Origin of the sequence: Vibrio sp. 10N.286.48.F5, from assembly GCF_041469785.1 — a bacterium.
Taxonomy (GTDB): domain Bacteria; phylum Pseudomonadota; class Gammaproteobacteria; order Enterobacterales; family Vibrionaceae; genus Vibrio; species Vibrio crassostreae_C.
Genome location: NZ_JBFRLG010000024.1, coordinates 1 through 20,428, shown reverse-complemented (window position 1 = coordinate 20,428; position 20,428 = coordinate 1). Strand labels below are relative to the sequence as shown.

General features: G+C 45.6%; 18 protein-coding genes and 2 pseudogenes. 15 read left to right on the top strand and 5 right to left on the bottom strand.

Going from position 1 to position 20,428, the window contains the following annotated elements; genetic code table 11:
- Positions 1 to 195 precede the first annotated feature (195 nt).
- Positions 196 to 1,065 (top strand): LysR family transcriptional regulator, encoded by an 870-nt coding sequence (locus AB4185_RS14515; RefSeq protein ID WP_017064933.1) that lies wholly within the window; start codon positions 196 to 198, stop codon positions 1,063 to 1,065.
- A gap of 114 nt (positions 1,066 to 1,179) precedes the next feature.
- Here AB4185_RS14515 and AB4185_RS14510 read toward each other — a convergent pair whose 3' ends face one another.
- A complete protein-coding gene (locus AB4185_RS14510; protein WP_017064932.1) occupies positions 1,180 to 2,841 on the bottom strand; it encodes a methyl-accepting chemotaxis protein in 1,662 nt (553 codons plus the stop codon).
- Positions 2,842 to 3,116: 275 nt separating this feature from the next.
- On the opposite strand from AB4185_RS14510, the gene AB4185_RS14505 reads away from it, so the two are divergent.
- From AB4185_RS14505 to phnE (AB4185_RS14450), 12 genes are all read left to right on the top strand, one after another.
- Complete coding sequence (locus AB4185_RS14505; protein ID WP_017061674.1) at positions 3,117 to 3,629, top strand: RNA methyltransferase; 513 nt, start codon at positions 3,117 to 3,119, stop codon at positions 3,627 to 3,629.
- Between the two features lie 87 nt (positions 3,630 to 3,716).
- The gene (locus tag AB4185_RS14500) at positions 3,717 to 4,553 is read left to right on the top strand and encodes an SGNH/GDSL hydrolase family protein (protein WP_372135595.1); all 837 of its coding nucleotides are present in this window, start codon (positions 3,717 to 3,719) and stop codon (positions 4,551 to 4,553) included.
- 95 nt (positions 4,554 to 4,648) lie between these two features.
- A complete protein-coding gene (locus AB4185_RS14495) occupies positions 4,649 to 5,539 on the top strand; it encodes a LysR family transcriptional regulator (RefSeq protein WP_372135594.1) in 891 nt (296 codons plus the stop codon).
- A gap of 91 nt (positions 5,540 to 5,630) precedes the next feature.
- Positions 5,631 to 6,638: an N-acetyltransferase DgcN gene (dgcN, locus tag AB4185_RS14490; protein ID WP_372100906.1), complete on the top strand. Its 1,008-nt coding sequence runs from the start codon at positions 5,631 to 5,633 to the stop codon at positions 6,636 to 6,638.
- 57 nt (positions 6,639 to 6,695) lie between these two features.
- Positions 6,696 to 7,682: an N-acetyl-D-Glu racemase DgcA gene (gene dgcA, locus AB4185_RS14485; RefSeq protein WP_372135593.1), complete on the top strand. Its 987-nt coding sequence runs from the start codon at positions 6,696 to 6,698 to the stop codon at positions 7,680 to 7,682.
- Positions 7,683 to 8,064: 382 nt separating this feature from the next.
- The gene (locus AB4185_RS14480; RefSeq protein ID WP_102332206.1) at positions 8,065 to 10,038 is read left to right on the top strand and encodes an ATP-binding protein; all 1,974 of its coding nucleotides are present in this window, start codon (positions 8,065 to 8,067) and stop codon (positions 10,036 to 10,038) included.
- On the top strand, positions 10,035 to 11,387 hold the full coding sequence (locus tag AB4185_RS14475) for a sigma-54 dependent transcriptional regulator (protein WP_102332205.1): 1,353 nt from the start codon (positions 10,035 to 10,037) through the stop codon (positions 11,385 to 11,387). The genes AB4185_RS14480 and AB4185_RS14475 overlap by 4 nt, the downstream gene beginning before the upstream one ends.
- Positions 11,388 to 11,682: 295 nt before the next feature.
- Entirely contained in the window at positions 11,683 to 12,903 is a 1,221-nt protein-coding gene (locus tag AB4185_RS14470) for a glycerophosphodiester phosphodiesterase family protein (RefSeq protein ID WP_102332204.1), read from the top strand.
- A 300-nt stretch (positions 12,904 to 13,203) separates the two neighbouring features.
- Positions 13,204 to 14,244 (top strand): phosphate/phosphite/phosphonate ABC transporter substrate-binding protein, encoded by a 1,041-nt coding sequence (phnD, locus tag AB4185_RS14465; RefSeq protein ID WP_004732989.1) that lies wholly within the window; start codon positions 13,204 to 13,206, stop codon positions 14,242 to 14,244.
- A 129-nt stretch (positions 14,245 to 14,373) separates the two neighbouring features.
- Complete coding sequence (gene phnC / locus AB4185_RS14460; RefSeq protein ID WP_004732991.1) at positions 14,374 to 15,144, top strand: phosphonate ABC transporter ATP-binding protein; 771 nt, start codon at positions 14,374 to 14,376, stop codon at positions 15,142 to 15,144.
- On the top strand, positions 15,132 to 15,956 hold the full coding sequence (phnE, locus tag AB4185_RS14455; protein WP_102332203.1) for a phosphonate ABC transporter, permease protein PhnE: 825 nt from the start codon (positions 15,132 to 15,134) through the stop codon (positions 15,954 to 15,956). The genes phnC and phnE (AB4185_RS14455) overlap by 13 nt, the downstream gene beginning before the upstream one ends.
- Positions 15,956 to 16,759: a phosphonate ABC transporter, permease protein PhnE gene (gene phnE / locus AB4185_RS14450; protein WP_004732994.1), complete on the top strand. Its 804-nt coding sequence runs from the start codon at positions 15,956 to 15,958 to the stop codon at positions 16,757 to 16,759. The genes phnE (AB4185_RS14455) and phnE (AB4185_RS14450) overlap by 1 nt, the downstream gene beginning before the upstream one ends.
- A 174-nt stretch (positions 16,760 to 16,933) precedes the next feature.
- Here phnE (AB4185_RS14450) and AB4185_RS14445 read toward each other — a convergent pair whose 3' ends face one another.
- From AB4185_RS14445 to AB4185_RS14430, 4 genes are all read right to left on the bottom strand, one after another.
- The gene (locus AB4185_RS14445) at positions 16,934 to 17,713 is read right to left on the bottom strand and encodes an HAD-IIB family hydrolase (RefSeq protein WP_102332202.1); all 780 of its coding nucleotides are present in this window, start codon (positions 17,711 to 17,713) and stop codon (positions 16,934 to 16,936) included.
- 78 nt (positions 17,714 to 17,791) lie between these two features.
- Positions 17,792 to 17,947, bottom strand: coding sequence for a DUF3012 domain-containing protein (locus AB4185_RS14440; protein ID WP_017061679.1), 156 nt, complete (start codon positions 17,945 to 17,947; stop codon positions 17,792 to 17,794).
- Between the two features lie 240 nt (positions 17,948 to 18,187).
- On the bottom strand, positions 18,188 to 18,544 hold the full coding sequence (hpf, locus tag AB4185_RS14435) for a ribosome hibernation-promoting factor, HPF/YfiA family (RefSeq protein ID WP_017061680.1): 357 nt from the start codon (positions 18,542 to 18,544) through the stop codon (positions 18,188 to 18,190).
- Positions 18,545 to 18,881: 337 nt separating this feature from the next.
- Positions 18,882 to 19,139 (bottom strand): hypothetical protein, encoded by a 258-nt coding sequence (locus AB4185_RS14430; protein WP_372135592.1) that lies wholly within the window; start codon positions 19,137 to 19,139, stop codon positions 18,882 to 18,884.
- A gap of 57 nt (positions 19,140 to 19,196) precedes the next feature.
- On the opposite strand from AB4185_RS14430, the pseudogene AB4185_RS14425 reads away from it, so the two are divergent.
- Both AB4185_RS14425 and AB4185_RS14420 read left to right on the top strand, forming a co-directional pair.
- Positions 19,197 to 19,424, top strand: a pseudogene (locus AB4185_RS14425) (hypothetical protein); the annotation flags it as partial.
- A gap of 413 nt (positions 19,425 to 19,837) precedes the next feature.
- Positions 19,838 to 20,413 (top strand): annotated as a pseudogene (locus AB4185_RS14420) (YfcC family protein); the annotation flags it as partial.
- Positions 20,414 to 20,428: the final 15 nt, after the last annotated feature.

Genomic DNA, 20,428 nt, shown 5'->3' with positions numbered 1-20,428 from the left:
TTGTTGTACCAGTGTTTTAGAGATTCTCACCCTAGCAATAGGGGATGAGGTTAATGTTAGGACAAAAATATGGTTCTGTAAGGGAATGACTATAGGTGCCGAAGATTAATGCACAGCGCATATCAAGCAAGGTGACACTGATATCTAACTTCAATACACTGTATGGGTAACCAAAGTTCAGCATAAGGTAAAGGCATGGCCAATTGGGAAGGGGTAAGTGAGTTTGTTGCAGTGGCAGAGCGTGAAAGCTTTACTGGTGCGGCGCAGAAGCTCGCTACGTCGGTGGCTCAAATCAGTCGTAGAGTAGCAAACCTCGAAGAACGACTCGCAGTGAAACTGCTCAATCGAACGACTCGAAAGGTGTCTCTTACAGAGGCTGGGCAACTCTATTACCAACAATGTAAGTTGTTGGTCGAAGGTTTAGAAATTGCTGAGCTTGCGGTCACGCAGATGCAATCCACACCCAAAGGCTTACTGAAAGTCACCGCGCCTGTGACTTATGGTGAGCGCCAACTCGCCCCAATACTGCATCAATTCTTAAAGCTTCACCCGCAAGTAGAGCTTGAGCTGATGCTGACCAATCAAAAGCTCGATCTTATCGATTCGGGTGTTGATGTTGCGATTCGTCTTGGCCGCTTGGAAGATTCAAGCCTTGTGGCAAAGAGGCTGTCTCAACGCCAACTTTATGTATGTGCAAGCCCTGAATATATTGAACGTTATGGCGAGCCGCATACATTATCAGAATTAAATAATCACCAATGTTTAGTCGGTGGATTTGAACATTGGCGTTTCAAAGAAAATAGACGCCCTCGCTCAGTTCGTGTTAACGGACGCATTAAGTGCAACAGTGGTTTAGCCTTGTTAGACGCAGCTAAGCAGAGCATTGGCTTGGTGCAGTTGCCTGAATACTATGTGAGTGAAGACCTTGATTCTGGTGAGTTGGTTGAGGTGCTGTCCGATTATCGAGATGACAAAGAAGGGATCTGGGCGCTTTATCCTCAGAACCGCAACTTATCTTCAAAGGTTCGCCTGCTGGTGGACTTCCTTTCTGAGCAATTGGATTAGTGTATGGCTTAAAACCTCCACCGATAAAAACGGGCTTCAGAATAGAGATTCTGAAGCCCGACGTGTTTTAGGATTAATTATCGTTTGATTACGGCTTACTAGACCGAAAATGTATTAGACGGTGAAGCGATCCACCAAGTGATACAGCTCATTTGCACGACTGTTGAGGTTTTGGCTACCTGTACGGTTTTGATTCGCGAGTTCTGCCGATTGTGAGCTTTGGTCAGAAATCACCACGATGCGTTGAGATATTTCTTGTCCTACAATATTTTGCTGTTCAGTGGCTGTCGCAATAAGCGAGTTCATGTCCATGATGGTATCAATCGACGCTTGGATCTTCGCCAGTGCTTTGGCTGCGGCATTCGCTTCTTCCACGGTTTGCGCACTTCGGTTTTGACTTGAATCCATCGCTTTCACAGCAGCATCTGAGGCAGCTTTAAGTTGCTCAATCATCTTGTGAATGTCGCCAGTGCTTTCTTGAGTACGGCTTGCCAGTTTACGAACCTCATCGGCAACCACAGCAAACCCACGACCTTGTTCGCCTGCACGTGCAGCTTCAATCGCGGCATTCAACGCGAGTAGGTTAGTTTGCTCGGCAATGTCTTGGATGACCGCCAACGAAGAGGAGATATTCTGCACATCACCTTCTAAACGAGACACGACAGTGTTGGCTTCTGATACTTCGCTCGCTAGGCCTGCCACCGAATCTGCAGCGGCGTTTACTATCTGTTGCGCTTCTTTGGCATTGCCCTCTGCAAGTTTAGCGGAATCCGCCGCTTGGCTAGCGTTGCTCGAGATCTCTTGCGCCGTTGTGGTCATTTCAGTCATCGCCGTTGCAACTTGTTCAGTCTCTTCACGTTGCCCAGTAGCAATCTCGTCGACCTGCGCAGCGCGAGAAGACATGCTAGATGTCTCGGCTACGACTTGCTGACCGACATCGCTTACGCTGCGAATGATGGTTTGAAGGCTTGCCACGAAGGCGTTGAAGTTCTCGCTGAGCTTAGTGAACTCAGGCGCTTTAAATGTTTCCATTCGAGCGGTTAAATCGGCTTCGCCACTCGCGAATGCGCTGATTGAACGATCAAACTGCTCGAGTGGTCGCATGATTGTGCGGTTGACGGCAACGGCAAACGCAGCAACTACTAGGGCAATCAAACCACAGAATATAGCGATCGCCGTCAATGAGCTTTGTAACGCGACATTCGAGCTCTCTTTCATCTCTGCGATTACAGCATCGATGTCGTCAGTATAAAAACCTGTGCCTAGCATCAAGTCCCACTGGGGAACGAATATCGAGTAGCTCAGTTTCGGTAGAGCTTCTGATTGACCAAGTTTTGGAAAGTAGTAGGTGGTGAACTCACCAAGCTTTGAGTTCTTGATCAAGTCACGAATCAGGTAGTTGCCTTTTTTGTCTTGCAGGTCGTAGTAGTTTTTACCAATGCCATCGTTATTTTGCCCAACAACTACTCGAACGCCTTTAGAGTCGTAGCCAAAGATGTAGCCAGACTCGCCATATTCGAGAGTTCTTAATGTCGGTAAGGCTTCTTCTAATGTTGCACCTCTTTCCAAGAACGGGCTAATAGAAGATTGAGCCATTTGCAGATACGCTTTAAGTTCCTTTTCTTTCATCGCCATCATATTGCTACGCGTCGATTCTACTTGTTGTGCGGTTAGCTCGGTGCTCTTCATATACGTCACGCTCATCATCCCAATTGCCATCAGTAGCAGTGGAATAAAAGAGAGAATATAAAGGCGGTTTTTGATGGTTAGGGTCATGTCACGCTTCCTGTGTGATTGTCTCATGCAATTTTCAACACATTATTAATGTGGTTTCAAAATGTAAATGGGCTTGTTGTTTAATTGTTATCCTAGAGTGTTTTTGTTTTATAAATATGATGACGGTTAGGTTTTTGGGGTGAGAAGCCTTGCAACTAGAGGCTTAAGCGCGAAAAAGTGAGTTTGTATCGATGCTTTTGAATTCGACGCTGCTTTGTTAGAATGCGACGCTTTGTAGCACCCTGCTATGTCTATTCGTTAAGTGAGAAAGATTCATGAACAAAAGCCATGTGACTATTGGTTTAACTAACCCAAAGAGCCCGACAAACGTTGGTGCTGTTATGCGTGCGGCTGGTTGTTACCAAGTCGACGAAGTTAAATACACAGGGCAACGCTACGAAAAAGCCGCAAAATTCCACACCGATACTAAGAGTGCTGCGCGTACTATCCCGTTGACTGGTGTTGAGTCGTTTTTAGACAATCTTGATCCAGAAACTAAGATCGTTTGCGTAGAACTCGCAGAAGGTGCAACACCACTACCGCGTTTTAAACACCCAGAAAATGCCATTTATATCTTTGGCCCTGAAGACGGCTCTATTTCTCAAGATGTCGCCGACAGAGCCGATCATGTTGTGTACGTACCAACAGTTGGCTGCATGAACTTGGCAGCGACAGTGAATGTGCTGCTTTACGATCGTCTTGCTAAATCTGATGAAATGGATGAGAGCAACGAACTGATTAAGAAAAGCCGTGATAACCGTAACCATCTGCTAATCAAAGAAAAGTAATTCTCTGCTTCTAGTGTTATCTATCCCGTACGCAATCGGATATTATCTTGAGTTCATCATCAGATAATTGAAGGGTTAGATAACACCATGGAAGACAAGCAATTACTTGCCGCGCTACAGCAACACTCTGTCCTCGATCTCTATCAGTTATTCCAAGAAGTTGGTCAAAACCGCTCTTTGTATGCATTACTAGAGAGGTTATCTTCCCTTAAAGAACATCATCAACTGAGTACTCGTCTTAGCCCTTTTAAGCCTCATATCGAAGGATTGCTAGCTCAATTTGATAGCGCCACGCCAGATAGCGAGATCCTCAAGGCAGTCGCTCTTCAGTCTGAGATTCAGCAACGAGGCCACAGTATGAGTCGTTACATCATGACATCAGATAACCATCGCCATTTTTCCCCAAGTGCAGACCTAGTCATGTTTGGTGATTCGATCACCGAATGGGCCCCGTGGGCGGATATCTTTCGCGATGTTTCGATGGTCAACCGTGGCTTAGCGGGTGACACCACAACTGGCATGTTGCGCCGTATTGATACCACGTTGAATGTGAAGCCAAAGCTGGTGTGTTTTATGGCAGGGATAAACGATTTAGCTCAGGGTTATGATGTCGACCATATCTACCAGAACTACATTGATATGCTTAAGGTGTGGCAAGAAAATGAGATTCGCATATTGGTGCAATCAACGCTTTATGTTGGCTCTAAACTGCAAGGTTTAAATCCGTCGGTTGAACTGCTCAATAGCAAGCTAAGCGAGTACTGTACACAGCAAGGCATTGCGTTCTTAGATGTGAATTCAGTATTGTCGCCTAATAAGCTGTTGTCGAACAAGTACTCGTGTGATGATCTGCATTTGAATGCGAAGGCTTATCAAACTTGGGCTGAGATACTTCAACCTGCGATAGCTGAGCTACTAAAATAGACTCACGCAAAACGCTAGCTAGACCGATAAACAGCTTAGCTAATACAAGAAAAGCCAAACCCTAGATTTGTTTCGCGAACCATAAGGACATCAATGTGAACCTAAGACAATTGGAAGTCTTTTACGCCATTATGCAGACCGGAACCGTATCTGGAGCCGCGCGCAGCTTGCATGTGTCGCAACCAAACGTGACCCGTATTTTGGCGCACACGGAGCAACAACTTGGGTTTGGCTTATTCGAACGAGTTAAAGGGCGGTTGGTGCCAACGGTTGAGGCAAAAACCTTACTGCCAGAAGCGGAAAAGGTGTATCAGCAATTGGGGCAATTTCGATCTCTGACCAACAAAGTGAAGCAAGGCCATCAGCATTTACGCATTGGTGCGCCGCCGATACTGGCGACTAAATTACTAACTCAGGTAATAGCCCAAATGTCTCGGGAACAAGAGCTCTCTTTTGAGTTGCTGACTGCAAACCGTGATGAGCTGTGTGCTGGGTTATTAAAGCATGAGCTTGATATTGCTATCGCGTTTGGCGATGAAGCACCGCCTGCGATATTAAGTGAAACGCTATTAACCGAATCACTAAAGGTTTTGGTTCCTTCCAATACGGTTGATCATTTCCCCGCGGAATTAACGTTAGATGATCTGATCAATTATCCGCTGCCAATCATCGGGCTCGATAGCCGCGATCCATTAGGCCTCCTGTTACATCAACGCCTTATTGCACGTGAGCAGCATTATCACCACCCGATATCTGTACGTGGGTATAGCGCCGCTGCGGAACTGGTCAAGCACCAAGCGGGGTTTGCGATTGTCGATCCGTGGACGGCAGAGCAATATCAAAATGACGACTCGGTTTGCGTGCTTTCACTGCAGCCGGATATCCAATTCTCGGTATCGATGCTTTGTGCAGAGCACACCCCTCAGTCTATTTCCGTTAAGCAATTTATCGCTTCATTGAAGATCCATACTCACCCTATAACTTAAGGTTATAGGCTCGCCATAAATAGGCATTCGGCAGCTTCGAAGTTCTTAATTAAAGTAAACCCATACAAGGGCTTATTAATTAGGAATACTCATGTCGATCGCTCAACCTTACCTTCTTTTTCTTGGGGATGTTACTGACCCACTCGCTGCAAAAACAGCTCGCGGTATTCATCAATGGCGACCAGAAATCTGCCTAGGTCAACTGCGTTTAACGGGTGATACCGTTTCACTGGGCTTAACGGATATGACCCTGCAAGAGGCGCAAGCGCAGGGCGCGAAGACGCTAGTGATTGGTACCGCAAATCCGGGTGGTGTTATTCCTGATTCTTGGCAGTCAACCATTATGGCCGCTGCAGAAATGGGATATGAGATTGCATCTGGCATGCACCAACGATTGAGTGAATTTTCACCGCTTGCTGACATGCAGCAACAAGGATTGACTAAGCTTCATGATGTACGCCATTTTGACGGTGTTCTTAATGTTGGTAACGGTAAGCTTCGTCAAGGTAAGCGCCTGCTTACTGTCGGAACTGATTGCTCAGTAGGCAAAATGTTCTCGGCATTAGCGATTGAAAAGTCGCTTAAACAAGCGGGAACATCCGCTCAGTTTAAAGCGACAGGGCAGACAGGTATTTTGATTGAAGGCAGCGGTATTTCGATTGATGCGGTGGTTGCGGATTTTATTTCTGGCGCAGTTGAAGCGATTAGCCCTGATTTTACCGACCACGATTGGGACATCATTGAAGGGCAAGGCTCTTTGTTCAACCCTTCGTTTGCAGGCGTGAGTTTGGGTCTTTTACATGGCGCACAAGCTGATGCCTTAGTGCTGTGTCATGAAGTTGGGCGACCACATATTCGTAACCTTCCTCATGCTAAATTACCAAGCATAGAACAGACGATTGAAGTCAACTTGCAAGCGGCGCGACTGACTAATCCAGACGCGAAGCTGGTGGGTATCTGCTTGAACACGTCGGCGATTAGTATTGAAGAGGCTGAGACATTGTGCCAAGAATGGACCACACTCTATCAAGTGCCAGTGACGGACCCAGTGCGCTTTGGTGTACAACACATTACTGATCATTTGCGACATTCACTTTAACGACTTCATCATTTCTACGTTTCCATTTGTTAAAGTGAACATCAACCGAGTGAAATTATGAAGATTACAGCTGAACCCATTATTATCGCGATGCAAACGCCTTTTCGCATCTCTCGTGGCAGTCGAACTGAGTGTCACGTTGTTCGTGTTTACATTGAACATGGTGGCAAACGAGCTCAGGGCGAATGCACGCCTTACCCACGATACGGCGAGTCATCGGAGTCTGTGTTAGCGCAAATCCAACAAGCGTCTAGCGCACTTGAAGCTATGTTTGAACGAGGCGTTACTGATCCGGCAGAGCTAAGAGATCATCTTCAGTCTTTATTGACCGGAGGGGCAGCGCGCAATGCGGTCGATTGTGCGCTTTGGGATTTTGAAGCTCAGCAGAACGACCAGACGTTTCCGAATAGCTTGTTTGAGTTGCCTGCTCAAATCGTGACTGCAATGACAGTCTCGATTGGCACGCCAGAAGCCATGGCGACTCAGGCTCGAGACTATGTCGCGAATGGTGCGAAACTTCTGAAAGTGAAGCTTGACGGCGAGCAGGTGGTAGAGCGTGTTCGCGCGGTACGAGAAGCTGCGGCAGATGTTCAAATTGTATTGGATGCCAATGAAGCGTGGACAGGATTGAATCTCGAAGAGTTGTTCAATCAACTGGTAGAATTTGATATTGCGATGATCGAGCAGCCGTTACCCCAACAGCACGATGCCTCATTGGCGCACATCAAGCACCCGATACCACTGTGTGCTGATGAAAGCTGTCATACCACTTGGCAACTTTCATCTTTGTTAGGCAAATATGAAATGGTCAACATCAAGCTCGATAAAACAGGTGGTTTGACCGAAGCATTGGTACTTGCTGAAGAAGCTCAAAGGCTAGGATTTACGCTGATGTCGGGTTGTATGCTCGGTACATCGCTGGCGATGCGTGCAGCTCTGCCTATCGCCGTTCAATCTGAAATCGTCGACCTCGATGGCCCAGTCTTACTTGGCCAAGACGTTTCTCCTGCTCTGACTTATCGCGATGGGATGATTATTCTCTAAGTTCGTTGAGCTTCGGGTTAGTCGATGGGCATGACATAAATGAAATCGCATGAGTGAAAGCTTGTGCGATTTTTTAGATCTATAGTCCTTAACTTATTAAATAATCAAAGGTTTTTACTGCTTGATTGAGCGTGCTATTCGTATGATTTACGGGCGTATTGATAAAGTAATCACGTTTCTGTCGGTGCGGTCACTTTCTATTATCGCAAAACAGACAGCTCAAGCTTTATAAAATAATTGTTATGATATCTTATGTGAAATGTTAATGATTACTCTTCATTTAATAGTTTAACTAAAGCTATTCGATGCAAGCCCAAGTAAGGCTCACACCCTAACTGATTGAATCATTGACAGTTCCTGTTGATTATTTGATGAGAAGAAGGTGGGGCGAGTGAGTAGTCATTTCTCCGAGGTTGTAGAAAATAAGGATAGTTTCGAGCGCCCGTTCTCGATCAAGATTCCACGTCGTAAGTGGTTTGGTTGGAAAGGTATTGAGCTGCGCTTGGTACTTGCGTTAGCCATGCTATCGATGACCACTATCTTCCTCTCGGTTGTCTCTAGCTTTACCTTCGATGATTTAAACCAACGTCTTGTTGAGCTAAAGGAGAGTGAAATCCCGGCCTTAGATAATGCCGCACGCCTTGATGATATGGTGCGAGTGATTATTACAACGTCTTCTCAGCTTAGTGACGCTGAATCGAATTTAGAGCGCAAGCAGGCGATGCTAAAAATCGAAGACGCTATTTCCGTTATGAATAGCGTTATGGTTCAGTTCCCGGACTATCACTCCTATTTTAAAGATCTTATCGCCCAAGTTAATAACAGCCTTAGCTTGTTGTATCAAAGTGAAATTGAGTCAGAACAGCTCAACCAAGAACTTCGTAATTTGCTCGAAGGTTTTTACCCGCTACTGCAACAGGCCAGTGATTCACTTGATAGCCTACCTGAGTCTGCCAAAGATCAAATCCAGTACACACAGCTCAAGTCTCTGCTTTATTACCAATTAGGCTTGGTCGAAAAGCTGTATAACGACTCCAGCTTTAATGAGCTCGATTACACCAGTTTGCGATTAGAGCAGGTAGGGGAAGAGTGGTGGAAGCTCTGGGTCAGTGGTGATTTAAGAAGTGATTTTCCTGAATTAGATCATCAACTCACGGTGATTTATAACCTTGCCTCAAGCGATAGCAGCTTGTATGGGATGAAAAACAAAGCGCTCGATCATCTTTATCAAGAGCAATACTTCCTGCAAAACAGCCGCGAGCATTTGAACCAATTAACCGTGCAGATCGAAAGCAACACCAGCAAGGTGAATAGCAATATTGACCAATCGATTCAGCAGGCACAGCAATCTTTGCAATCTAACCAGCGTCTCTCTCTCTTCCTTTCTCTATTTAGCGTATTGGCTGCCGCTGCTATTTCATGGTTCTATGTGCGTAAGAGCATTTTGGAAAGGCTTTTACAGCTTAAAGACAACATGTTTGCAATTTCTACCGGCCATTTAGATACCGAAGTGTCCATTCGTGGCAAAGACGAAGTGACGCAAATGGCCAAGTACCTAAAGGTATTCCAAACCACGGCCAAAGTCGTTAAGAAAACCAACCGAAAATTAGAAGCTGAAGTGGAAGAGCGAACCCTAGCCGAAGCCAAACTACGAGTGACTCAAGATGAGTTGATCCAAGCCGGAAAACTGGCTGCATTGGGGCAACTCAGTGTTGGGATAACGCACGAGATCAATCAACCTCTGACGGCTGTGAATAGCCACGTTCGAAGTGCTCAGCTTTGGCTCGGTAAAAATAGACCAGACAGAGCACAAGAGAATCTTAAAAAGATCGAAGTCCTGCTAGAAAAGGTGGCTGCGATAACTCGTCACTTAAAAGCATTCTCACGTAAGAGCGACGGCAAGATTGATAATGTGGAACTAGATAAGGTGATTGGTGATGCGATTGATCTGTTTGAAACCAGACAGAGCCCAGTATCGATTCAATATTCGTCCCAAAGCTACCAGATGGTTCGAGCCAACAGCATACGCTTGGAACAAGTGCTGGTGAACCTCATCAGCAATGCTCTGGATGCCATTGAGCATAAAGAGCAGCCTCAACTTAGTATTGCTACGCAAGTGCTTTCGAACACCACTCAGATTTTGGTTAAGGACAACGGACTGGGCATACCTGAAGAAGATATCCCGTATTTGTTTGACCCATTTTATTCCAGCAAAACAACAGGTAAGGGGCTCGGGCTCGGCTTGTCTATCGCATACAACATAATAAAAGATTTTGGCGGCTCGATTCACGTGGAATCGGTTGAACACCAAGGCACCACCTTTATCGTCACTCTACCAAAAGGCACAGGTTCATGATTTCAGAAAAACACATAGTTCTTATCGACGATGAAATAGATGTCGTCGAAGCCGTGAGCGAAATGTTAGAGCTAGAAGGGTTTAGTGTCACCACCTTCACTGATCCCAACCTTGGCCTAAAGTCGCTTAAAGCGAACAGTCAGTCGGTTGTGTTGTGTGACGTGCGCATGCCGAAAGTGGACGGTTTGACGTTGTTGAGCTCAATCCAACACCGTGCCCCGAATGTGCCCGTTTTATTGATGAGTGGCCATGGCGATATCCCAATGGCGATCGAAGCGATGAAGTTGGGCGCTTTTGACTTCCTAGAAAAACCGCTTAATTCGAGTGAGCTGGTGGAGAAGCTTGATTTGGCGATTACCCAATGTCAGCACAGTTGCCCGTCAACCTCGGATGGCGATGGGCAAGAGGATTTACCGATTGAATCCGTGGTTATTGGCCAATCAAAAGCGATGGATACGATACGTAAGCAAGTGCTCGCTTTAGCGCATACCGGTGTCGATACCATCATCAACGGAGAAACGGGAACGGGCAAAGAGGTGATAGCTCAAGCTCTGCATCAATTCAGTCGTCGTAAGACTAAGCCATTTGTCGCGATTAACTGTGGTGGTATGACAGAGAGCATTATTGAGAGTGAGTTGTTTGGCCATGAAGCGGGTTCGTTTACTAGCGCGAACAAGAAGCGTATTGGCAAAATAGAACAAGCCAATGGCGGCACTCTGTTTCTCGATGAAATTGAGAGCATGCCGATTGCGGTACAAATAAAACTGCTGCGCGTGATTCAAGAGCGAATGATTGAGCGTGTTGGTGGTAATGAGTTGATACCTGTCGACATCGTCGTGGTCGCAGCCAGTAAAGCCGATCTTGTGAGCTTGAGTGAGTCTGGGGAATTCAGAGCCGATCTCTTTTATCGCTTGAACATTGCGAGCTTAAACCTTCCGGCACTGCGCCAACGGAAAGAAGACATTCAGGTGTTGTTCCGTCACTTTGTGATTCAAGCGAGCCACAAATACAAGACACGCCCATCAACGATTTACCCTGAGCAGATTCAGCAACTATGTCGGCATGAATGGCCGGGTAACGTGCGTGAATTACGCAATGTCGCTGATCGATTTGTGTTGGGTATCGTCGGTGATGGCTTCGATCTTCAATCGCCAATTTGTGAAGCGTCCGGAGAAGATTTCGCTTTTGAAAAGCAGATGGAGCAGTACGAAAGGAATGTACTGACGGAGGCGCTAATAGAAAGCGCAGGTAACATTAACGAGGTATCAAGTAAGCTGAATTTACCGCGTAAAACCCTTTATCGAAAAATGAAGAAACACCAATTAGATAAAGAGAGTTTCAAAGCCTAATTCGTTCAGGTGTTTGTTAAATGGAAAACCAAAACCAAAAGAAAAAGCACAAGACAACAATGACCCATTTGGTTTTTAGTCGAATGGCTAACTGTTTCAAGTGATTGTAATAAAAGAGCTTTAACATCTGGCATAAAGCGTGCAATCCCTACATTGTGGCGTCAGCCCACATGAGGTTATTCGATGTTGAGTCAAAAAACATATGACAGCTATCTATATATGACAGCTATCCAACACCGAATGATCGAATAAAGGACATTAGAAAAATAATTGCTTGTTGCAAGGAGATACAAACATGAAGCAAATACTGAAAGGTTCGATTGCTCTGATATTAGGCATGAGTTCAATAACGGCATGGGCCGCTGCAGAACCAGCAAACTTAGGACCTCGTCCCCTCTTTTTAGTCAACAATATGGATGAGAGCCCTTTGAAAACTAAGCTGTTGAGTTGCAGCGAAGGACCTTTTCATCGTAGTGATTTTTCTATTGGGCATCGCGGAGCTGCGATGCAGTTTCCTGAGCACACTAAGGAATCTTATTTAGCGGCGATTCAAATGGGCGCAGGCGTTGTCGAATGTGATGTCACTTTCACCAAAGATAAGGCGTTGGTATGCCGTCACTCGCAAAGTGATCTACACACGACGACCGATGTATTAGCACACCCAGATCTTGCGAAGAAGTGCTCAACCCCGTTTACACCAGCAAACCCCGCGACAGGCGAAGATGCACAGGTTGAGTGCCGTACTTCTGATTTCACGCTGGCTGAGTTTAAGACGCTCAAAGGTAAAATGGACGGCGCGAACCCAAAAGCCACCACGGTTGAAGAGTACATGAACGGGACTCCAGGTTGGAGAACCGATCTTTACAGTCAAAGTGGGACACTGATGACACACGCAGAAAGTGCAGCACTGTTTAAAGAGCACGGCGTGAGGGTCACTCCTGAATTGAAATCAGCAGCGGTAGATATGCCTTTCAATGGATTTAGCCAAGAGATGTATGCGCAGAAGTTGGTGGATGAACTGAAAGAAGCGGGTTTCAAGCCTTCTGAGACTTACCTACAGTCATTCAACTTGGATGATGTGAAGTACTGGATCAAAGCAGCACCGAAGTTCGGCAAACAAGCGGTTTATCTTGATGACCGTGTTTACGAACAAGCGGACTTTGTTGCGTCTGTTGAAAACATGAAAGAGCTACACGATGCGGGCGTGAATATCATCGCACCACCTCTGTTTGCTTTGGTTGAACTTGATAAGAACAACGAATTAGTGGCGTCTAACTACGCGAAACTGGCTAAGGATGCGGACCTCGACATTATCGCATGGACACTGGAACGTTCTGGCCCGCTAGCGCAAGGCGGTGGTTGGTACTACAAGAGCGTGAAAGACGGCATCAACAATGATGGCGATATGATGAAAATGCTTGATGTGCTGGCACAAGATGTTGGTGTAATGGGTGTATTCAGCGATTGGCCTGCAACGGTAACTTATTACGCTAACTGCATGGACAGTGACGCATAGGCGATTCTGAGAGCGCTGTTACGTCGCTAATTATAGCGTTTGTATAGAGAGCGCTTAGCCAAAGAATAACAAGAGAAAAAGCAGTGAACCAAAGAGCCTTCGGGCTCTTTTTTTACCACTGAAATTGGTGGGACAAAAATGACCCAAATGATGGGTTTTGAGTTGGACACTTATGACTCAAAAGATCTTGGTTAGTTTGAGGTTGTTTGTAAGTTGTTGAAATTTAGTAAATAAAAATATGGCACGAAGGCTGCAGTAGCTAAGGTGACTTTCAACAATAAGTAAAAGTAAGGTTTGAATATGAAAATCAGTGTTAAAGGACTGTTAATCGCTAGCTCATTACTGCTTCCTTCAATGGCTATGGCAAGCGACTGCTCTAGCCGTGGTGTGTTAGACGATCGATACTGTGATGAAAACCAAGATTTGGTGGCCGACTCACCAAAGAACCCAGATGAGTGGAACGACCCAAGTACGCTTGTATTTACCTACACGCCAGTAGAAGACCCTGCGTTGTACAAAGATGCGTTTGCGGATTTCCAAGCTCACCTAAGTAAAATCACGGGTAAGCGAGTGATTTACTACACAGTTCACTCGAACTCTGCGCAAGTAGAAGCGATGCGTTCTGGTCGACTGCACGTTGCAGGTTTCTCTACGGGCCCAACAGGCTACGCAGTTAACTTAGCAGGTTACGTTCCAATTGCGGTGAAGGGCGATGAGTCTGGTTTCCAAGGCTACAACCTAATCACGATTGTGCGTAAGGACAGCGGCATTAACAAAATGTCTGATCTGAAAGGCAAAAAGGTTGCACACACTTCTGCATCTTCCAACTCTGGCAACCTAGCTCCACGTGCGTTATTCCCAGCGAAAGGCCTAGTGCCAGATGAAGATTACAAGGTGCTTTACTCAGGTAAGCATGACCAATCGATTCTAGGTGTCTTCAATGGAGATTATGACGCAGCACCTGTGGCATCGGACGTGTACGATCGTATGGTAGCAGCAGGTCGTGTTGACGATTCTGAACTGAAGATCATCTACCGCAGCCCACGCTTCCCAACGTCTGCGTTTGGCTATGCTTACAACCTAAAACCAGAGCTAGTTGAGAAGATCAACGAGGCTTTCTTTAGCTACCGCTTTACACCAGAAATGAGCGCATCGTTCAAAGGTGCAGACCGCTTCTCGCCAATCAGCTACAAAGAAGAGTGGGATGTGATTCGTGATATCGCTCATGCGACAGGTACGGCTTACACCAAAACTGGTCTGAAAAAGTTAGCTGAAAAAGATGCGGCTAAACGCGCAAAGAAAAAAGCCGCTGAGCTAGCAAAACAAGCAAACAACGGCTAGTTCTTCACTCTGTTGGAAGGCTAAGTTTTAGAAAGACTTAGCCCTTTAAAAACACCTACCTTAACTAAAAATCTATGCCCTCGCGGGTAGGGCATAGATCATTCTAAAATTCGCACAAGGAAATGCAGTATGGCCGTAGCAAGCTATGAAGGAATAAAGATAAACAACCTTTTCCACGAATACGTGGCAGGCAAGCCAATCCTTAAAGGTATTAATATTGATATCGATGAGCCAGGTATCATCGCGATCATTGGTCCATCTGGTACCGGTAAAAGTACGCTTCTGCGCTGTATCAACCGACTCAACGATCCAAGTCAAGGTGAGATCATATTTGATGGCGCAGACCTGACTCAATTAAAAGGCCAAGCGCTACGTAAACAGCGTCGACATATCGGCATGGTGTTTCAAGAATATAACCTCGTGGAACGTTTAACGGTTATCGAGAACGTGTTGAGTGGCCGTTTGGGTTACATGACCGCTTGGAATGCATGGCGTCGTAACTACTCTGCGCAAGACTTAGCCAAAGCGTTCGAGCTACTTGAATTTGTTGGCTTGCAAGACTTTGCTAACCAACGTGCCGACAGTTTATCGGGCGGCCAAAGACAGCGTGTCGGTATCGCTCGCGCCGTTATGCAAGACCCATATATCTTATTGGCGGATGAACCGACGTCATCACTCGACCCGAAAACCGCGGTTGAGATCATGGAGTTGATGGAGACATTCGCAGAACAGAAAAACATTCCCGTGTTGGTTAACATCCACGATGTGAACTTAGCCAAGCGTTATGCCAAGCGCATCATCGGCATGTGTAACGGTAAAGTTCATTATGACGGTAGCCCTGAAGGGATCTCAGAAGAAGATCTAAAAATCATTTACGGGGGTGAGTCATGGCTGGATTAACCCCAAATTCATCGCCAAGCGTGCCGTCAAACCAGTCGCCAGCGAAGCATGAAAACCCGTTCAAAACCTCATGGACTAACCGAGCAATCATCGCTGCAATCATTGGCTACCTGTTTTACAGCTTTGCGACGTTAGGACTGACTTTTGATCGTTTGGTCATCGGTTTTGGTGAAAGTGAGCGGTTACTATCAAGAATGTTCCCGCCAGATTTCTCGCGTACTAATCTACTGCTAAGTGGCTTAGCGGAGAGCTTGCAGATAGCGATCATTTCGAGTTTCTTCGGCATCGTCATCTCATTGTTTCTTGGCTTGTTAGCTGCGAGAAATATGATGCCTTCAATCGTATCGACGCCAATACGTTGTTTCATCGCACTATGTCGCTCTTTTCACCCGGTGATTATCGCAATCCTATTTGTGAAAGCGGTAGGCTTCGGTGCCCTAGCTGGGATCCTGACCTTGGTCTTCGCATCGATTGGTTTTATTGCCAAGCTTTTTGCAGAAGCGATTGAAGAGATATCTTTTAAACCGGTTGAAGCGATTAAAGCAACCGGTGCCAGTTTTATCAGCGTCATTTTGTATGCGGTAATGCCTCAAGTATTTACTCGTTTTATTGGCTTTGCTAGCTACCAGCTTGATTCCAATCTACGTAACTCAACCATGGTTGGCATTGTGGGTGCGGGCGGCCTTGGCGGTACGCTTTTCTCGGCATTCCAACGCTTTGACTACGACTTCGTCGCTGCTATTTTGATCACCATTATCGCATTGATTCTTGTGGGTGAATTTCTTTCCAACATTGTTAGGAGAATCTTCTAATGACAACAGCATCTATCGATAAAGAGTGGCAGCGCTTTACACCAAACGAACGCGTGGCTCGATTTGCCGTTTACCTTAGCTTAGTGTGTGCGATTGTTTGGTCTTGGCAGACGGTTGAAGTGATTCCTGAGTTCCTATACGACGCGCCAGCGCAGTTTGCTGACATGTTCGAGCGTATGGTGCCAGTGGACTACGCTTTCTATCCTGAATCAATCCACGCAGCGATGATTGAAACACTGCACATTGCGACGTTAGGCACCTTGTTTACCTTGATATTTGCGATTCCGTTGGCGTTATTGAACGCGCCAAATATCACACCTAATAAAGCGTTGAACTGGGTGGCTCAATTCTTTCTGGTGTCTTCACGTTCTGTGAACTCATTGGTTTGGGCTTTGTTGTTTATCGCACTATTTGGCCCCGGTGTTCTCGCAGGCATTATGGCAATTGCTATTCGCAGTATCGGCTTTGTAGGGAAGCTGTTAGCGGAAGCGATTGCCGAAGTGAACATGGGGCCTATCGAAGCTCTGCGCGCAACCGGCGCTTCTTGGATGAGCATCTTGCTTAAAGGGTATTGGCCACAAGTGATGCCCGCATTCTACTCCATCGTGTTGTTCCGTTGGGACATCAATGTGCGTGAATCTGCGGTATTGGGGTTAGTGGGCGCTGGTGGTATTGGCGTGGTGCTAAACGATGCGCAGAACCTTTTTGAGTGGCAAAAAGTATCAATGGTGTTGGTGAGTATTTTTGCAGTGGTTATCGTTGCAGAAGCGGTGGTTATCCACATCCGTAACAAACTTATTTAAACATATGGTGCAATGCAGCGTGTTTTGTGTGATGTGTCAAAGTTAAGAGCTTATCTAGCATTTTGAAGCTCAAACGACCCTAGGTACTTCGGTCTACCTAGCGGTCGTTTTTTTATGTCTATTGAGTGGCCTGAGACCTTGTTAGAAGTAGAAGGGCGTGACTCTTTTAAGTGTCTAGTTTTTAACTGCCAGCAGCGCATCCACAAATTCTGCAAACCCATAGCCACCAGGCTGCGACATGACCCTGCTTGGATGATGCTCTAGCTTATCCCAATAATGTTGAATGTTTGCCACGCCAACGGTAAGTGGAAGTGATTCGAACATCTGCTGATCATTCATTGAATCGCCGACATAGCAGGCTTGATTGTGGATTTGCTCAAGCGATAAGCCTTTATTAGCCAGGAAACGGTGCACGGCGTTTTTCTTTGAGTGTTCGCCGTACCAAGCGTTGATATGAATCGAACTTGCCGTCGCGTGTGCGCCTAAAGCGTGTATTCTTTCGAGTACCGCTTGAACAGTTTCAGGATCAACAGGCTTACGGTTTTGGCCGATATCAATCGCGACCTCACACAAGCGGTAAGATTGATCCAAAGTTAGCGATAGGTCGGGGTAACTCAACAAGATCGCTTCAACTTCTTGTTTTAGCTTAGCTTGGTTCTTACGCACTTGTTCTAGCGGTGTTTCAGATGAGAGTTGTAATGCATCATCTTGCTTCTCTAGTAAGAAGGCGCCGTTTTCTCCAAGCACGGCATCGACAGGCCAGAGCTGCGCAATATGGTCACACCAACCAGCACAGGCTCCCGTTACAGCGACCACTTTGATTCCATTGTCTCTCAGCTTTTGTAACACAATCAGGGTTTCTGGAGGGAGTGAACCTTGCCAAGTGAGCGTGTCATCGACGTCGGTTAATACCCATTCGATGTGCTTCCAGTTGTTGTCTAGTTGGTGTTCCATTAAAACTCACTTATTCCATGGATTGTTTTACACAGAGCGTATTAATTCAGCCCAATGTAGAATTAGAAGCTAACGTGATTAGAAAATACAGTGTTTAGCAAAATCGCCCGCTTCATTAGCCGTCCAGTCACCTTTAGGCTTTTCTTTCATATCCGCACACCAAGCTTCACTGCCAACCTCGGTACAAGCCATTAATTGAGTAGCAAGGAAAAGTATCAACGCGATTTTCTTCATAATAAACATTCCGTTGTGGTCTAAATTTCTGCTTATAACTGTATCAAATCCCACAAGTGATTGTTATAGCTGCTAAGAACTTAAGGGCGTTAATAATGATGTGGGGTTGAGCTGAATTCGAGGGACGGTAAAGAAGCGAAGGTTTGCTTGGCTTTAAGATCGAAAAAGCCAGCAACGTATGCTGGCTTTGAAATTCTTAATAAGTTTCTATTCGTTATTTCGCTTTAACTACTTATCGATTTATACCAATTTCATCTCTTGGATGATGTCCGAAGCAATCTCTGGCTTCGTGCTTGTTGGTTTCTCGTGTAGGTCGGCTTTCAATTGTCCCTTACGGTTACTTAGGCCCGCTTCAAGTTTCTTAAGTGCTGCAGCGATAGCTGGGTACATAACATCGTCTGTCGATTTTGCTGTTACTCGTACACCTTCGTAGTTGGTGAATACTTCAACCTGATGTTGACCGTGTTCTTTAGTAATGATGATGTCGCAACTGATCAGTGATGGGAAATGGTTAGATATCTTCTCGAATTTACCTTCGATGTCTTTGCGTGACTCGTCGTTAATTGATACATGATGTGTTTGAACATTTATTTTCATAAATCATACCTTTCCAATGACTGTGTCATTTAAACGTAGCAAACATCGCATAGATTAACCAACTGAGAATTAGCACATGTGTGATTGACTTCAGTGTTATCAAATATTCTCTTGTTACTCTCTTGAAAGTCCGATGAACTGATCGCATATTATGTTTCGTGTTTTAAAGACATGTTCAAAAAAACTCCATCCTTGATAATTTGCGCTAACCTACAGCGAATTCCCAGTGAATCTCTCTTTATCGGTTTTATAATTCCGAACTTGTCACTCCATTGATTTTCTTTCCAGCTCACTCACTTTTTCTTCTTTGATTAAAAACTCAGCTTAAGTTACTAATTTATAGACACTCAACTGCCCACTCCATATTGAAGTGAAACTCTCCTGCTGTGAGTTGAGACTCGGGTATGGTAATGCGTGCTCGAATATCGACTTCTTTATTGGATGCCAGTTGATCGACAGGAAATTCGACGCCCTGACGCCAATAATTAATGTCACCTTCATAGCGAACCGGCGTTTCGATTTTGAATCGCACAAGTTCTGAAATGCGAGACTCATCAATTGAGCCTAGATCAATATGTTGCAGTTTGAGCAACAATCGAGAATCTTTGCGATTGGACTCAAGCTTAAGCGTTATCGCTCGGCCATCGTATTCTCGGCCACTGAATTTAAGCCGTTTAAGCGTATTAAAACCATCAAAGCCATTAAGATTGATGCAGAAATGCTGGAGCTGTTAGGCAGTGAAGATGGCAACACGGCGATGATCAAAGTGAGCTGGGATGAGAAGGGAATGAAGGTCTATAAGGATGGCTACTTAGCGGATTATGAGTACGGGATTGCCCCTCATGAGATGCAAGAAAACTACGAATTAGCACCTAAGTAACTCGATTCGATTGCAGAAAAGCGCCTTACTTATTAGTGGGCGCTTTTCTTTTGCTCACCAAAGCATGACGAAACTCACACTTTTCTGACAATTAATGACTCGTTGTGCTAGTATGCGCCGCTTGTCTTTGTAATTGATAAAAAACGCATTACCAAAACAGACTTTTCTGTTTACCTGCTTGTAATGACCTCATTCAGTTTGGCCTGACTTGGCTGAACATCTGCATTTTGCTCGGACGCAAAGAGAGTAGTTCTCACTACTTCACTATGTACATTTGAGAGCACCATCTATCAAAGGCCTTTTTGAAACAACCTAAATTAGCGCGAACTTAGTTCAGCGTGAAGGGTTTCGTTTTTCCAAAAATCCCTCCGGCGGCTAAGTGAACCTTAGTTGCTGACAAATAAGGAGTCTATATGACGACTACGGTATCTACATCCGTACCTACATCTCAAGCTGCTAACGCAGCGCCCACAGAGAAAGAAGTAAACCACCCGTTTCTCTCTTTGGTTATCATGGTGATCGTTGCTGCAATTGCAACTTACTTCATCCCTGCTGGTGAATTCGAGCGAGTGGTCATGAATGGCCGCACGGTTATCGACCCAGACAGCTACACACAATTGACCAGCAACCCAACAACATTAGCCTCTTTTTTCGAATCATTTTTTAAAGGCTTCAAATCCGCTTCTGGCGTGATGGGTGTTGTGGTGTTTGTTGGTGGTGCTTTCGGTATCATCAAACACATGGGGCTGCTAGACGCTTCGGTCGTCGCGCTTACCACTAAGCTTAAAAAGCAAGGCTTGTATGTCATCGCGCCAGTGATCATGACGGCGATCTTCTTTAACGTGACCTTCACCGGTATGCGTGAACTAGACGTTATTTTTATCTCGCTGATGATTCCGATCTGTATCAAGCTTGGCTATGACGCGATTACGGCACTTGGCGTTGTTTTACTGGCAAGTTGTGCCGGTTTCGCGGCCGCTTTGGCTAATACCAATTAAAGTAAA